A 13,745-nucleotide genomic window follows, 5' to 3' on the forward strand; every position below is an offset into this window, starting at 1 on the left:
CGGCGGCGGGCCGGGCCACCATCGCAGCCATGGACGACGTGCTGATGCCTCCCTTCCAGACCAAGGTGGCGGTCGTGGTGCGCGACGACCTGGAGTCCTGGCAGCGGCTCAACGTGACCGCTTTCGTGGCCGGCGGCATCACCGCTGCGCACCCGCAGCTCGTCGGCGCGCCGTACGCGGACGCCGACGGCACGCGCTACCTCCCGCTGCTCGGCATGCCCGTGCTGGTGTTCGAGGCCACGGCCGACCAGCTGCGAGCCGCGCGTGAGCGGGCACTGCGCCGCGACCTGCCGATCGCGCTGTACACCAGCGACATGTTCCGCACCGGGCACGATGCCGCCAACCGCGCGGCCGTCGCGGACGTGCCCGGCGACGCACTCGACGTCGTGGGCCTGGCGGTGCACGGGCCCAGGAACGCCGTCGACAAGGTGGTGAAGGGGGCACACCTGCACCCGTGAGGCAGCCGAACCTCGCAGCGAACGGCGGGGCTAACCCAGCTGCAGCATCACGGTGTCGGTGACCGGCTCGAACCCGAGCGCGGCGTAGATCCGGTTCGAGGTCGGGTTGGCCTGGTCGGTGAAGAGGCAGACGCGGTTCCCGGCGGCCTGCAACCGCCGACAGGTCGTGGCCACGGCCGCGCTGGCGTAGCCGCGGCCACGGTGGGCCGGCGGGGTGTAGACCGGCCCGACCCGCACCACGCCGAGGCTGGGAGCGTTCACTCCGGTCAGGTGCACCGGCTCGCCGTCGACCTCCCACAGCCACACCAGCTCCGAGCGCAGCCGGCGCAGCATGTCGTCGCGCCGCACCAGGTGGGGGGTGGCGCCGCGCACCCGCCCGGCCTGCTCGTCGGCGTCGCCCGCGAACGCCTCGTACCAGCCCGAGGCCAGCGCCAGGTCGGACTCGGTCGCCAGGCGCAGCGAGCCCGCGACGTCGGCCGGCTCACGCAGCGTGCCGAGCTCGAAGAGGCGCTGGTGGTGCAGCACCTCCACGCGCCCACCGTTCAGCCGCGCGCACTCGGCCAGGCACGCGGTGGCCGGCCCCGCCACGCCGCTCACCGCGCGCAGGTCCTCCCCGCGACGGTGCAGCTCACGGGCGAGCACCACGCCGGCCTCGTCGGGCATCGCCAGGAGGTAGGCCGGCCGCTCGCCGAAGGGGGCCGTGCGCATGCCCGCACCGACCAGCTCGCCACCCGATCGCACGAGCAGCCACCAGTCCTCGGCCGGCGACTCCTCGAGCCCGTCGGCCCGTCGCTCCGCGATCGTCGCCGGCACCGTCGCCAGCACCGGGTCGGCCTCGAGGAGCGGGCGCGCGGCCCTCAAGAACTCCGCGGGATCGGTGAGGAACTCGCACTGCATGGCCCGGACGGTAGGTCCGCGACCGGTGCGGGCGTGACTGGTTTTCGGCTGCGGGCGCCGCGCCCGTAGGATTTCAGGTCATGACCCAAGCCCCGGAACGCACCGTCGCGGTCCCCGACAAGCCCGCGCTCGAGGGCCTGGAGGACAAGTGGTCCGCGACCTGGGAGGCCGAGGGCACCTATGCCTTCGACCGCACCCGCGACCGCTCCGGCGTCTACGCCATCGACACCCCGCCGCCGACGGTGTCCGGCAGCCTGCACGTGGGCCACGTCTTCTCCTACACCCACCCCGACCTGATCGCCCGTTTCCAGCGGATGCGCGGGAAGTCGGTGTTCTACCCGATGGGCTGGGACGACAACGGGCTGCCCACCGAGCGGCGGGTGCAGAACTACTTCGGCGTGCGGTGCGACCCCTCGCTCCCCTACGACCACGACTTCACCCCGCCCGAGAAGCCCGACCCCAAGAAGCAGGTGCCGATCTCACGGCCCAACTTCATCGAGCTGTGCGAGCAGCTGGTGGTCGAGGACGAGAAGGCGTTCGAGGAGCTCTGGCACACCCTCGGCCTCTCGGTGGACTGGTCGCAGACCTACACCACCGCCGGTCCCAAGGCCCGCGAGATCAGCCAGCGGGCGTTCCTGCGCAACTACGCCCGCGGTGAGGCCTACCTGGCCGAGGCGCCGACGGTCTGGGACGTCACCGACCGCACGGCCGTCGCCCAGGCCGAGATCGAGGCGCGCGAGTACCCCGGCGCCTACCACCGGATCTCCTACCACCGCCCCGACGGCACGCCCGTCTACGTCGAGACCACCCGCCCCGAGCTGGTCGTCTCCGCGGTCGCGCTGATCGCCCACCCCGACGACGAGCGCTACCAGGCGCTGTTCGGCAGCACCGTGAGCTCGCCGGTCTTCGGCGTCGAGGTGCCGGTGCTCCCCCACCCCGCGGCCGAGATGGACAAGGGCGCGGGCATCGCCATGTGCTGCACCTTCGGCGACCTCACCGACGTGCAGTGGTGGCGCGAGCTCGACCTGCCGGTGCGCACGGTCATCGGTCGCGACGGCCGGTTCACGCGCGAGGTACCGCCGTGGCTCGAGGGCGCGGGAGCGGCGGCGTACGAGGAGCTGGCCGGCAAGACGGTCTTCTCGGCCCGCGAGGCGATGGTCGCCCTGCTGCGCGAGAGCGGCGACCTCGACGGCGAGCCGGTGCCCACCACCCGCATGGCGAACTTCTACGAGCGCGGCGACAAGCCGCTGGAGATCGTCGCCACCCGACAGTGGTACATCCGCAACGGCGGCCGCGACGCCGAGATCCGCGCCGACATGCTGGCCCACGGAGACCAGATCAGCTGGCTACCGCCGCACATGAAGGTCCGCTACGACAACTGGGTCTCCGGCCTCACCGGCGACTGGCTGATCTCGCGGCAGCGCTACTTCGGCATCCCGTTCCCGGTCTGGTACCCGCTCGACGACGAGGGCGATCCCGACTACGCCCACCCGCTGCTGCCCCGTGAGGACCAGCTGCCGATCGACCCGTCGGTCGACGCGCCGGCGGGCTACGAGGAGGACCAGCGCGGCAAGCCGCGCGGCTTCCTCGGCGACCCCGACGTCATGGACACCTGGGCCACCTCCTCGCTGACGCCGCAGATCGCCGGCGGCTGGAGCGTCGACGACGACCTGTTCTCGCGCGTCTTCCCGATGGACCTGTGCACGCAGGCCCACGAGATCATCCGCACCTGGCTGTTCTCCCGGGTCGTGCGCGCGCACTACGAGAACCACGTGACGCCCTGGAGCCACGCCATGCTCTCGGGCTGGATCCTCGACCCCGACCGCAAGAAGATGTCGAAGTCGAAGGGCACCGCCGTCGTGCCCACCGAGATCCTCGACAAGTACGGCGCCGACGCCGTCCGCTGGCGTGCCGCCACCGTGCGGCCCGGCATGGACTCCCCCTTCGACGAGACCCAGATGAAGGTCGGCCGCCGGCTGGCGATGAAGGTGCTCAACGCCTCGAAGTTCGTGCTCGGCTCCGTCGGGGCCACCGACCCCGACCCGCAACACGTCACCGAGCCCATCGACCGCGCGCTGCTGGCCCGGCTGCTGCAGACCTGCACCGAGGCCACACGACGGTTCGAGGCCTACGACTACGCCAGCGCGCTCGAGGTCACCGAGCGGTTCTTCTGGGAGTTCTGCGACGACTACCTCGAGCTGGTCAAGGAGCGCGCCTACGCCGACGGCGACGCGCCGGGGAGCCGGTCGGCCCGCGCGACCCTGGCCTGCGCGCTGGACACCGTGCTGCGGCTGCTCGCGCCGTTCCTGCCCTACGTCACCGAGGAGGCGTGGTCGTGGTGGCACGACGGCTCGGTGCACACCAGCAGCTGGCCCGACCCTGCTGAGCACGCCGGTGGCGAGACGCCCGGCGACCCGGCCGACCTCGACCACGTAGCGGCCGCGCTGGCCGGCATCCGCGGCGCGAAGAGCCAGGCCAAGCAGTCGATGCGCGCGCCGCTCTCCCATGTGCGGATCACCGGCTCAGCAGCGGCGCTGGCCGCCGTCCGCAGCGCGCAGTCCGACCTGGGCAAGGTGGGCAAGGTCGTCGGCACCATCGAGCTGGTCGAGGCCGCCGAGGACGCCGCGCTCACCGTCCAGGTCGAGTTCGCCCCCGTCCCGGAGGACTGAGCACCGGAGGACTGAGCACCCGGAGGACTGAGCACCCGAGGACTGGGCACCAGAGGACTGGGCGCCGCTCCCCGCCGGCCAGTGAGGCCGTCGGCGGCCCTCGGTGTCGGTGGCGCTCAGCTTCCGCTGACGGTCGCGTCCGCGTCGGTCGTGGCGTCGGTGCCGTCGTCGGCGGACGAGGCGACCTGGCGGTCCGGATTGGCGACGGCGTCGGGATCGGAGGTAGCGGGGTCGCTGGGCGTTGTGCTCGGCGAGGAGCCGTCGGTCGGCGTGTCCGTCGGGGTCGGGTCGAGGGCGTCGACCTGACCCGAGAGCGTGGTCACCTGGTCGGCCAGGTCGGCGGCCTGGGAGGCGAGGTCGGAGACCTGCGAAGCCAGCGTGGCCACCTGAGTGGCCAGGATGACGGTGGCGCTGGGGCCCAGCGCGTCGGCCATGTCGGAGAGCTTCGCCGCGGAGTCGATGAGCGCGTCGCCCTGGGCCGAGAGCACGTCCGCCTGGGCGGCCAGCGCCCGGGCGGTGTCGGCGAGGTCGGCGGCGGTCTGGCTGGCCCGGCGGTCCAGGTCGGCGGCCTGAGCCTTGAGCTGCTGACCCTGGCTACGCAGCTGCCCGACCAGCGTCACGGCCTGGTCGCGCAGGTCGGCCGGCGGCGTGCTCGCCGGGACCGCGACGTGGTGGTGACCGCCCTGCACCTGGTCGAGGTCACCCGGCAGCGTCGGCACCGAGGTGGCCTGCGGGTGCTGGCCCGAGGCCGACGTCGCGGTAGCACCGCGGTGCGCACGCGCACCGTGCCCGGCGGAGGCCGTGGCCGCGAGGGCGACGTTCGCCGAGCTGGCCGAGGAGGGGGCGGTGGTGGAGTCGGACGACGAGGACGACGTCGAGGTGGTGACACCGGTGCTGGCCGAGGGCACCTCGCGGGCGACGGAGGCCCGCGACCCGCCGAGGTCGAGGACCGAGTGCACCATGAAGAGGGCGCACACACCCACCACGGCGACGAACGCCGCGAGGGGACGTGCATGCTGCTGGATCATCGAACCGCCAACTCCGAGATCGTCACCCCGGGCTGGGTGACGTTGAGGTCACCGTAGGGCCGACAAACCGGGCACGTCCGGCAAACGCCCAAATCCGGGGCCCATGGTCTAGCCCAGAGCCGGCGGGCCGGTACGCGCTAGGCCGACTTCTTCTTCTTGGCCTCGTCGCTGCGCTCGACCAGCGTGGGAGCGACGTGGTCGGTGACGACCTCGGCGGTGACGATGACCTTCTCGATGTCGCCGCGCGAGGGCACGTCGTACATGACGTTGAGCAACGCCTCCTCGATGATCGCGCGCAGCCCGCGGGCACCGGTCCCCCGCTCCATCGCCGCGTCGGCGATGGCCACGATGGCGTCGTCGGTGAACTCCAGCTCCACACCGTCGAGGTCGAAGAGCTTCTGGTACTGCTTGATCAGCGCGTTGCGCGGCTCGGTGAGGATCTGCACCAGCGCGGCGTTGTCGAGCTTGTTGACGCTGGCGATGAGCGGCAGCCGGCCGATGAACTCCGGGATCAGCCCGAACTTGACCAGGTCCTCGGGCCTCACCTGGGCGAACATCAGGTCCGCCTCGCGCTCCTCGGCGTTGCGGATCTCGGCGGTGAAGCCGAGCGTCTTCTTGCCCACTCGCTGCTCGATGATGTGCTCGAGCCCGGCGAAGGCACCGCCGACGACGAAGAGGATGTTGGTGGTGTCGATCTGGATGAACTCCTGGTGCGGGTGCTTGCGGCCCCCCTGCGGCGGCACCGAGGCGGTGGTGCCCTCCAGGATCTTCAGCAGCGCCTGCTGCACGCCCTCGCCGGAGACGTCGCGCGTGATCGAGGGGTTCTCCGCCTTGCGGGCCACCTTGTCGATCTCGTCGATGTAGATGATGCCGGTCTCGGCCTTCTTGACGTCGTAGTCGGCGGCCTGGATCAGCTTGAGCAGGATGTTCTCGACGTCCTCGCCGACGTAGCCGGCCTCGGTGAGCGCGGTGGCGTCGGCGATGGCGAACGGCACGTTGAGCATCCGGGCCAGGGTCTGGGCCAGGTAGGTCTTGCCGCAGCCGGTGGGACCGATGACCAAGATGTTGGACTTGGCGACCTCGACGACCTCGTCCTTGTTGTGACGACCGGCGATCGGGGCGGAGCCGGCCTGAACCCGCTTGTAGTGGTTGTAGACGGCCACGGCCAGCGACTTCTTCGCCGTCTCCTGGCCGATCACGTAGGAGTTGAGGAAGTCGAAGATCTCCCGCGGCTTGGGCAGCTCGTCGAGGCCGACCTCACCGGTCTCGTTGAGCTCTTCCTCGATGATCTCGTTGCACAGGTCGATGCACTCGTCGCAGATGTAGACGCCGGGGCCGGCGATCAGCTTCTTGACCTGCTTCTGGCTCTTCCCGCAGAAGGAGCACTTGAGCAGGTCGCCTCCGTCACCGATGCGTGCCACGGGCGGCGACCTCCACTGGTCGTTGGGACTGGTCAGGGAAAGCGGCTGCGGACTTCACAGCAGAACGGATCGACGGTACCCCGTCGAGGCCCGCCGCGGAGGCGGACACGACGAACCGGGCCGGCGGCGACCCGGCCGGCGGTTAGACCGGCAGGGCCTTGCGCGACTCCAGCAGCGAGTCGATGAGCCCGTAGTCGAGAGCGGCCTGCGCGGTGAGGATCTTGTCGCGCTCGATGTCGCCGCTGACCTCCTCGACCGTCTTGCCGGAGTGCTCGGCGATCATCTGCTCGAGCTGCTCGCGCATCCGCAGGATCTCGTTGGCCTGGATCTCGATGTCCGAGGACTGGCCGTAGGTGCCCTCGGTGTAGGGCTGGTGGATCAGGATCCGGCTGTTGGGCAGCGCCAGCCGCTTGCCCGGCGCGCCGGCGGCCAGGAGGATCGCCGCGGCCGAGGCGGCCTGGCCCAGGCACACGGTCTGCACGTCGGGCTTGATGAACCGCATCGTGTCGTAGATCGCGGTCATGGCCGTGAACGAGCCACCGGGTGAGTTGATGTAGATGGAGATGTCGCGGTCGGGGTCCATCGACTCCAGGCAGAGCAGCTGGGCCATCACGGCGTTGGAGATGTCGTCGCTGATCGGGGTGCCCAGGAAGATGATCCGGTCCTCGAAGAGCTTGCCGTAGGGGTCGATGCGGCGGAACCCGTAGGAGGTCCGCTCCTCCCACTGCGGGATGTAGTAGTTCATGGTGATGTCCCTCAGTTCTTCTCGCGGGCGGGTCGGCCCTCGTCGGCGGCCTCGCGGGCGTTGGTGATGACCGCGTCGATGAAGCCGTAGTCCTTGGCCTGCTCCGCGGTGAACCAGCGGTCGCGGTCGGCGTCGCGCTCGACCTGGTCGCGGGCCTGTCCGGTGTGCTCGGCGATCAGGTCGAAGAGCACCTGCTTGATGTGCAGCGACTGCTGGGCCTGGATCTTGATGTCGGAGGCCGAGCCGCCCATGCCGCCCGAGGGCTGGTGCATCATGATCCGCGCGTGCGGCAGGGCGTAGCGCTTGCCCTTGGCCCCGGCGCAGAGCAGGAACTGGCCCATCGAGGCCGCCAGCCCCATGCCGACGGTGGCGACGTCGTTGGGGATGTAGTTCATGGTGTCGTAGATCGCCATGCCGGAGTCGACCGAGCCGCCCGGTGAGTTGATGTGCAAGAAGATGTCGGCCTCGGGGTCCTCGGCGGACAGCAGCAGCAGCTGGGCGCAGATCGCGTTGGCGTTCTGGTCGCGCACCTCGGAGCCGAGGAAGACGATCCGCTCGCGCAGCAGCCGCTGGTAGATGTGGTCGTCGAGGCCGTACCCGGCACCGCCGTCGGCCATCAGTTCTGTCCCGTCAATTCGCACGAGGCCGACCATAGACGTCGCCACCCCCGATTCCACGGGTCAGACACCGTTGTTCGCCCACAGCAGACGACCAGGTGCTCACCGGCGCAGCGAGAGCCACGACTCCAGGGCGCGGTGGACGTCGGGGTGGTTGAGCAGCGCGAAGTGGTCGGCCCCGGGCACGTGGAGCACGTCGGCGCCGGGGAACATCTCGGCGCCGCGGCGGTCGCGCCCGGTGGCCGAGGGGTAGCGCACCAGCAGGTCGCCGACGACCTGCGACACCGGGTGCCGCGGCGAGCGGGCCAGCGTTCCGGCCACCAGGTGGTACCGCGCGTGCGGCAGGTTGCGGACGTCGCGCGGCAGGCCGTCGCGCAGGTCGAGGATGCCGGCCGAGCGATGGTCCAGGAACCGCCCGAACGGCGCCGACTCCGGCAGCAGCGAGAGCCCCGCGGAGCCGGCCGTCAGCGCCCGCGCGATCGGCGCGCCGAGGTGCGGCGTGCCGAGGGTGACGACGTCGGTGACCAGGTGTTGCCAGGGGCCGGCCGAGGACGAGACGGCGCAGGCGCTGCGCACGATCAGCCCGCCCATCGAGTGCCCGACCAGCGCGAGCCGACGCACCGGCACCGGCCAGGCCGCCACCAGGTCGCCGAGCAGCGAGGCGAGGGCGACACCGTTCTCGGCCAGCGTCAGCCCCGAGTTCGCGCGCAGCTGCACCGGCGTCCAGCCCAGCCCGGCCAGCCGCTCGGGGTAGCTGGTGCCGGCCTCGCGCTCGCGCAGCCGCCAGACGTCCTCGGTCTCGCCCAGACCGTGCAGGAAGCAGACCACCTCCCCGGTGGCCCCGGGGAAGGCGGCGGCGAACCCGTCGGAGGTCGGCGCGACGTCGCGCCCCCCGCGGCGTACCGCCAGCGAGATGCTCAGCCCCGGGCTGCGCTCGTGGATACGGTCGCCGAACAGACCGTTGAGGGCCGAGAGCGCGACGCGACCGCCGGTGGAGTCCTCCAGGGGACGACCGACCCCGGCTCGCAGCAGGCTGCGGTCGGCGGACCGGAGCGCGCTGGAGGTGGCCCGCAGGCCGTGGCCGACACCGGCGTACACCAGACCGGCGACGCGGCCCTCGCGCCCGTGCACGCGGCGCCCGATCGCGCCGTGCACCTCACGCACGGTGCCCAGCACGGCGTCGTGGGCCAGGTCGGCGCCCAGCGCCAGCGCACCGAGCGTTCCGGCCCGGGTCGAAGCCCCGGCCGTGGCGGTGGCCGTGGTGGTGGACGGCTGTGCACTCACCGCGCCAGTCTGCGGGCCCGGCCGCGGCCGGTCAACGCACCCGGGCCGACGCCCGGGTGCGGGCGGGTCAGTCCTTCTCGGCCTCGGCGGCGTCGTCGGCGTCGTCGGTGACCTCGTCGGTGACCTCGTCGGTGACCTCGGCGACCTCGGGCCCATCGCCCGGCTCGGCGATGCTGCCGTCGGGGTTGAGGTTCTCCAGCTCCACCGGGCGACCCGAGGCGTCGGTGACCGTGGCGGAGTTGACCACCTGGGCCAGCGCCTTGCCGCGCACGACCTCCGAGACCAGCTCGGGGATGTGGTTGTGCTCCATCATGTGCTTGACGAACTCGTTGGGGTCCTGGCCCGACTGCTGGGCGCGGGTCCACAGGTGCTCGGAGAGCTCCTCCTGCTCGACGCCGATCTGCTCCTTCTTGGCGATCTCGTCGAGGATGAACTGCGCGGCCAGGGAGTCGCGCACGCGCTTCTCCAGGTCGGCCTCGAACTCGTCGATGGTCTGCTTCTCGTTGTCCAGGTACTGGTCCAGGGTCATGCCCGCCCAGCCCAGCTGCTGCTCCATCTCACCGCGACGGCTCTCCAGCTCGGCGCTGACGACCTTCTCCGGCAGCGGCACCTCGGTGTCCTCGATCAGCTTCTCCAGCACCGCGTCGCGGGCCGCGGCGGCCTGCTCGAGCCGCTTGCCGCGCTCGAGGCGGGTGCGGGTGTCGGCGGTGAGCTCGTCGAGGGTGTCGAACTCCGAGGCGGTCTGGGCGAAGTCGTCGTCGAGGTCCTCGAGCTCTTGTTCCTTGACCGAGGAGACGGTGACCTCCACGTCGACGTCCTGACCGGCCAGGTCGCCACCCAGCAGCTGGGAGGTGAAGGTCTTCGTCTCACCGGCCGACATGCCCGCCAGGGCCTCGTCCGCGCCCGGCAGCAGCTCGCCCTTGCCGACCTGGTAGCTGTAGCCGGAGAGCTCGCCGCCCTCGACGGGCTCGCCGTTCTGGGTGGCCTTGACGTCGATGGTGACGAAGTCGCCATCCTGGGCCGCACGCTCGACGTCGGCCAGCGTGGCGAACCGCTCGCGCAGGCTCTGCAGCTGCTCCTCGACGTCGGCGTCGGCGACCGTGATGTCGTCGACCTCGGCGCTCAGACCCAGGTAGGTGGGCAGCGTGATGGTGGGGCGGACGTCGACCTCGGCGGTGAACTCCAGGGTCTCGTTGTCCTCGAGCTTGGTGATGTCGATGTCGGGCTGGGCCAGCGGCACCAGGTCGTTGTCCTGCATCGCCTGGGCGTAGAGCGCCGGCAGCGCGGCGTTGATCGCCTCGTCGAGCACCACGCCGCGACCGAACTGCCGGTCGATGACCGGCGGCGGCACCTTGCCCTTGCGGAAGCCCGGCACGTTCACCTGCTTGGCGATCCGCTGGTAGGCGGCGTCCAGGCTGGGCTTGAGGTCCTCGAAGGGGACCTCGACGGTCAGCTTCGCGCGGGTCGGCTCGAGGGTCTCGACGGCGCTCTTCATTCCGGCTTGCTCCTGACTACAGGCAGCGACAGCGCTGCCGAGGGTGACGACACGACGAAAACGGCGCGCGCCAGAGCGCGTCAGCCGCGTCCGGTCAGCCTACGGCACCGCGCCAGATCGGCGAAAAGCCGGGACCTGCGCCGAGGCGTCGCGTTGTCGCGCGTCAGGAGAGCCGAGGCGTCGCGTTGTCGCATGTCAGCGGCGCCGAGGCGTCGGGTTGCCGTATGTCGGCGTTGCCGGTGGTCCCGCCGAGACGTCGCAAGCCTCCTGGCCGGGGCGTGCGCGCTTCGCGCGGGCGGCCCGACCGAGAGTTTGCGACGTCTCGGCTGGCTTGCCTCCCTCCCGGCCTCGCTCGCTTCGCTCGCTCGGCCGGTCGGTCGGGGCGACAGGACTCGAACCTGCGGTCTCCTGCTCCCAAAGCAGGCGCGCTAGCCACTACGCTACGCCCCGGTCAGGGCGCCTCCGAGAGCCTCGGCGACGACCCCTCGAGCGGATGACGGGAATCGAACCCGCGTAGCCAGTTTGGAAGACTGGGGCTCTACCATTGAGCTACATCCGCGCGGCCGGTTGATCGGCCTCGGACATCTTTCCACACCGCAGCTCACTGGCCGGTCACAGCGGCCGGACGGTCCGTCGTTCGCGTCGGTGGACCAGCAGCAGGGCCCGGTCGTCGTCGGTGCGCTCGAGCTCGTCGATCAGCGTCCGCTCACCGCCGTCGAAGCCGGTCTGGAAGAGCCGCTGGCCGCGGCCGGCGAGCTTGTCGATGCCGCTGCCGATGTCGCGGCGCGGGTCCTCGACGAGCCCGTCGGTGTAGAGCATGAGCCCGTCGCCGTGCCGCAGCTGTCCGCGGACCAGGGCGAACTCGACCTCGGGCGTCAGGCCCAGCGCCGGGCCGTCCGACTCCAGCACCGACCAGCGCCCCGAGCCCGCGTGGAGCCACACCGCAGGCGGGTGGCCGGCCTTGCGCAGCTCGAAGTCCCCGGTGCGCAGGTCCAGGCACAGGTGGATCGCGGTCGCGAACCCCTCGTCCCAGTCCTGGTTGACCAGGAACCGGTTGGCGGCGGGCAGGAAGTCGGGCGGTGCGAGCGAGGTGAGCAGGCCACCGAAGGCACCGGAGAGCTGCAGCGACCGGGTGCCGGCCTCCACGCCCTTGCCCGAGACGTCGACCAGCACCACCTGCAGACGCTCGGCGTCACGGGAGCTGGTGGCCACGATGAAGTCGCCCGCGAACGCCGTGCCCCCGGCCGAGCGCAGCACCGAGCGGGCGTACCACTCCTCCGGCAGCGGCGGGATCTCCCCCTGGCTGATGATGCGGTCGCGCAGGTCGACCAGCATGGCCTCGCCCTTGGGTCCCGCGATGCCCAGCCGGCTGCGGCGGAAGGAGGCGATGAGGATCAAGAACGCGACGAAGACGGTGACGAAGACGCGCGCGATGCCGCGTACGTCGTGGGGCGGCTGCACGACCACCATCACCGTCACGCCGAGCATCGTGATGACGATGAACCACGGCAGGCTGCGCGGCCCCAGCATCACGCTGCCGAGGAACATCGGGATCAGCAGCGCGCTCAGCGGGGTGAGCAGCGGCCAGGCGACCCCCGCCGCCGTCAGCGCGGCGGTGAGCAGCACCAGCGCGAGCATCGGCAGCGTCTCGCTGTAGGCGGCGCGGTAGCGGAACTCGTCGAACGGGCTCGCGACGGCACGACCCAGCCGCCGGACGGGCCGGCGTAGGGAACGGCTCGCGAGAGGCGAGGACATCGGTGTCCTGAAGGCTGGGACCCGGCGGGGGGTCAGGGGTGGGCAATTACCCCCAGGCTAGGGCTTTCTACCCGCCCGCGAGCGGAAACGCGGCTGACAGCGCGGGCACCAGAACAGGTTGCGGCCCTTGAGCTCGGTGGTCCGCACGACCGAGCCGCACACCAGGCAGGGCTGGCCGGTGCGGCGGTAGACGTACACCTCGCCGCCGTGGTCGTCGCGACGTGGTGCACGGCCCATCGCCTCAGGCGTGTGCTCGGGGCGGACGGTGTCGATGCGGCCGCTGCGCACGCCCTCGGCCAGCAGGACGACGAGGTCGTCCCACATCGCCTGCCACTGGCCGTGCCGCAGGGTGCGGCCCGGGCGCAGCGGGTCGAGCCGGTGCCGGAACAGCACCTCGGCGCGGTACACGTTGCCCACCCCGGCCAGCACGTCCTGGTCCATCAGCAGGTCGCCCAGCGCTCGGTCGCTGCGGTGGATGCGGGCCCACGCCCGCTCGGGGTCGGCGTCGGCGCGCAGCGGGTCGGGCCCGAGCTTGCCGATGACGGAGTCGCGCCGCGCCCGGGTCACCAGGTCGCAGACGATGGCGCCGCGCAGGTCGGCGTGCGCGCGGTCGTTCTCCAGGCGCAGCCGCACGGCCCCGACCGCGGCGCCCGCCGGTCCGGCGACGACGTCGAACGTGCCGATCAGCCCCAGGTGCACGTGTACGAACCGGTCGCCCTCGAACTCGACGAAGACGTGCTTGCCCGCGGACTCGGCTCCCACCAGCAGTGCGCCGTCGAGGGTGGCGGCGTCGGCGGCGAACCGCCCCTGCGGGCTGCTGACCCGGACGCGGGTGCCGGCGAAGGCGGCGTCGAGATCGCGGGCGAGCCGGTAAAGGGTGTGTCCCTCAGGCATCGGACGCCGAGGCGGGCAGCGGCGGCAGCGTGCCGTCGACCTCGTACGCGCTGAGCATCGCGATGCGGCGCACGTGCCGCTCCTCGCCGGTGAAGTCGGTCGACAAGAAGATCTCGACGAACCGCATCATGTCCTCCAGCGGGTGCATGCGCCCGCCCACCGAGAGCACGTTCGCGTCGTTGTGCTCGCGGGCCAGCCGGGCGGTCTCGTCGCTCCACGCCAGGGCGGCGCGCACGCCCTTCACCTTGTTGGCGGCGATCTGCTCACCGTTGCCCGAGCCGCCGATGACGACGCCCAGGCTGCCGGGGTCCTCGACGACGCCGAGCGCCGCGCGCAGGCAGAAGACCGGGTAGTCGTCCTGGGGGTCGAAGCTGTGCGGCCCGTGGTCGACGGGCTCATGGCCGTGCTCGCGCAGCCAGTCGGCCAGGCTCGCCTTCAGCTCCAGTCCGGCGTGGTCGGACCCCAGGTGCACGCGCATGCCC

Annotated in this window: 12 protein-coding genes and 2 tRNA genes; 2 read left to right on the forward strand and 12 right to left on the reverse strand. The window is 71.6% G+C overall.

Annotated elements, in window-relative coordinates; all coding sequences use genetic code 11:
- Positions 1 to 29 precede the first annotated feature (29 nt).
- Positions 30 to 458 (forward strand): DUF2000 domain-containing protein, encoded by a 429-nt coding sequence (locus D9V37_RS07240; RefSeq protein ID WP_198412429.1) that lies wholly within the window; start codon positions 30 to 32, stop codon positions 456 to 458.
- A gap of 30 nt (positions 459 to 488) precedes the next feature.
- Here the strand turns inward: D9V37_RS07240 and D9V37_RS07245 are convergent, their stop codons facing one another.
- The gene (locus D9V37_RS07245; protein ID WP_121805468.1) at positions 489 to 1,355 is read right to left on the reverse strand and encodes a GNAT family N-acetyltransferase; all 867 of its coding nucleotides are present in this window, start codon (positions 1,353 to 1,355) and stop codon (positions 489 to 491) included.
- Positions 1,356 to 1,435: 80 nt separating this feature from the next.
- On the opposite strand from D9V37_RS07245, the gene valS reads away from it, so the two are divergent.
- On the forward strand, positions 1,436 to 4,024 hold the full coding sequence (valS, locus tag D9V37_RS07250) for a valine--tRNA ligase (protein WP_121805469.1): 2,589 nt from the start codon (positions 1,436 to 1,438) through the stop codon (positions 4,022 to 4,024).
- Positions 4,025 to 4,140: 116 nt separating this feature from the next.
- Here valS and D9V37_RS07255 read toward each other — a convergent pair whose 3' ends face one another.
- The 11 genes from D9V37_RS07255 to D9V37_RS07305 all read right to left on the reverse strand — a co-directional run bounded on the left by D9V37_RS07255 (position 4,141) and on the right by D9V37_RS07305 (position 13,741).
- Positions 4,141 to 5,052: a hypothetical protein gene (locus D9V37_RS07255; RefSeq protein WP_121805470.1), complete on the reverse strand. Its 912-nt coding sequence runs from the start codon at positions 5,050 to 5,052 to the stop codon at positions 4,141 to 4,143.
- Between the two features lie 137 nt (positions 5,053 to 5,189).
- Positions 5,190 to 6,473, reverse strand: coding sequence for an ATP-dependent Clp protease ATP-binding subunit ClpX (gene clpX / locus D9V37_RS07260; RefSeq protein WP_121805471.1), 1,284 nt, complete (start codon positions 6,471 to 6,473; stop codon positions 5,190 to 5,192).
- Positions 6,474 to 6,615: 142 nt separating this feature from the next.
- Positions 6,616 to 7,218, reverse strand: a complete 603-nt coding sequence (locus tag D9V37_RS07265) for an ATP-dependent Clp protease proteolytic subunit (protein ID WP_121805472.1) — start codon at positions 7,216 to 7,218, stop codon at positions 6,616 to 6,618.
- 11 nt (positions 7,219 to 7,229) lie between these two features.
- On the reverse strand, positions 7,230 to 7,835 hold the full coding sequence (locus D9V37_RS07270; RefSeq protein WP_121805473.1) for an ATP-dependent Clp protease proteolytic subunit: 606 nt from the start codon (positions 7,833 to 7,835) through the stop codon (positions 7,230 to 7,232).
- A gap of 102 nt (positions 7,836 to 7,937) precedes the next feature.
- Positions 7,938 to 9,119, reverse strand: a complete 1,182-nt coding sequence (locus D9V37_RS07275; protein ID WP_158604403.1) for a PGAP1-like alpha/beta domain-containing protein — start codon at positions 9,117 to 9,119, stop codon at positions 7,938 to 7,940.
- Between the two features lie 67 nt (positions 9,120 to 9,186).
- The gene (gene tig / locus D9V37_RS07280; protein WP_121805475.1) at positions 9,187 to 10,614 is read right to left on the reverse strand and encodes a trigger factor; all 1,428 of its coding nucleotides are present in this window, start codon (positions 10,612 to 10,614) and stop codon (positions 9,187 to 9,189) included.
- Positions 10,615 to 10,991: 377 nt separating this feature from the next.
- Positions 10,992 to 11,064: transfer RNA gene (locus D9V37_RS07285), tRNA-Pro, on the reverse strand.
- Between the two features lie 38 nt (positions 11,065 to 11,102).
- Positions 11,103 to 11,173: transfer RNA gene (locus tag D9V37_RS07290), tRNA-Gly, on the reverse strand.
- 53 nt (positions 11,174 to 11,226) lie between these two features.
- Positions 11,227 to 12,369 carry a PP2C family protein-serine/threonine phosphatase gene (locus D9V37_RS07295; protein WP_121805476.1) on the reverse strand — a complete coding sequence of 381 codons (1,143 nt, stop codon included), beginning with the start codon at positions 12,367 to 12,369 and terminating at the stop codon, positions 11,227 to 11,229.
- A gap of 57 nt (positions 12,370 to 12,426) precedes the next feature.
- Positions 12,427 to 13,263 carry an Fpg/Nei family DNA glycosylase gene (locus tag D9V37_RS07300; protein WP_121805477.1) on the reverse strand — a complete coding sequence of 279 codons (837 nt, stop codon included), beginning with the start codon at positions 13,261 to 13,263 and terminating at the stop codon, positions 12,427 to 12,429.
- Positions 13,256 to 13,741: a ribose-5-phosphate isomerase gene (locus tag D9V37_RS07305; protein ID WP_121805478.1), complete on the reverse strand. Its 486-nt coding sequence runs from the start codon at positions 13,739 to 13,741 to the stop codon at positions 13,256 to 13,258. Before D9V37_RS07305 ends, D9V37_RS07300 begins: the two co-directional genes overlap by 8 nt.
- Positions 13,742 to 13,745 lie beyond the last annotated feature (4 nt).

The sequence above is a fragment of the Nocardioides mangrovicus genome (genome assembly GCF_003674065.1).
GTDB lineage: Bacteria > Actinomycetota > Actinomycetes > Propionibacteriales > Nocardioidaceae > Marmoricola > Marmoricola mangrovicus.

Excerpts from the sequence above, each read along its gene's own strand:
- D9V37_RS07240 (WP_198412429.1), top strand. The coding sequence starts at position 30 with ATGGACGACGTGCTGATGCCTCCCTTCCAGACCAAGGTGGCGGTCGTG.
- D9V37_RS07245 (WP_121805468.1), bottom strand. The coding sequence starts at position 1,355 with ATGCAGTGCGAGTTCCTCACCGATCCCGCGGAGTTCTTGAGGGCCGCG.
- valS (WP_121805469.1), top strand. The coding sequence starts at position 1,436 with ATGACCCAAGCCCCGGAACGCACCGTCGCGGTCCCCGACAAGCCCGCG.
- D9V37_RS07255 (WP_121805470.1), bottom strand. The coding sequence starts at position 5,052 with ATGATCCAGCAGCATGCACGTCCCCTCGCGGCGTTCGTCGCCGTGGTG.
- D9V37_RS07265 (WP_121805472.1), bottom strand. The coding sequence starts at position 7,218 with ATGAACTACTACATCCCGCAGTGGGAGGAGCGGACCTCCTACGGGTTC.
- D9V37_RS07270 (WP_121805473.1), bottom strand. The coding sequence starts at position 7,835 with ATGGCCGACGGCGGTGCCGGGTACGGCCTCGACGACCACATCTACCAG.
- tig (WP_121805475.1), bottom strand. The coding sequence starts at position 10,614 with ATGAAGAGCGCCGTCGAGACCCTCGAGCCGACCCGCGCGAAGCTGACC.
- D9V37_RS07295 (WP_121805476.1), bottom strand. The coding sequence starts at position 12,369 with ATGTCCTCGCCTCTCGCGAGCCGTTCCCTACGCCGGCCCGTCCGGCGG.
- D9V37_RS07300 (WP_121805477.1), bottom strand. The coding sequence starts at position 13,263 with ATGCCTGAGGGACACACCCTTTACCGGCTCGCCCGCGATCTCGACGCC.
- D9V37_RS07305 (WP_121805478.1), bottom strand. The coding sequence starts at position 13,741 with ATGCGCGTGCACCTGGGGTCCGACCACGCCGGACTGGAGCTGAAGGCG.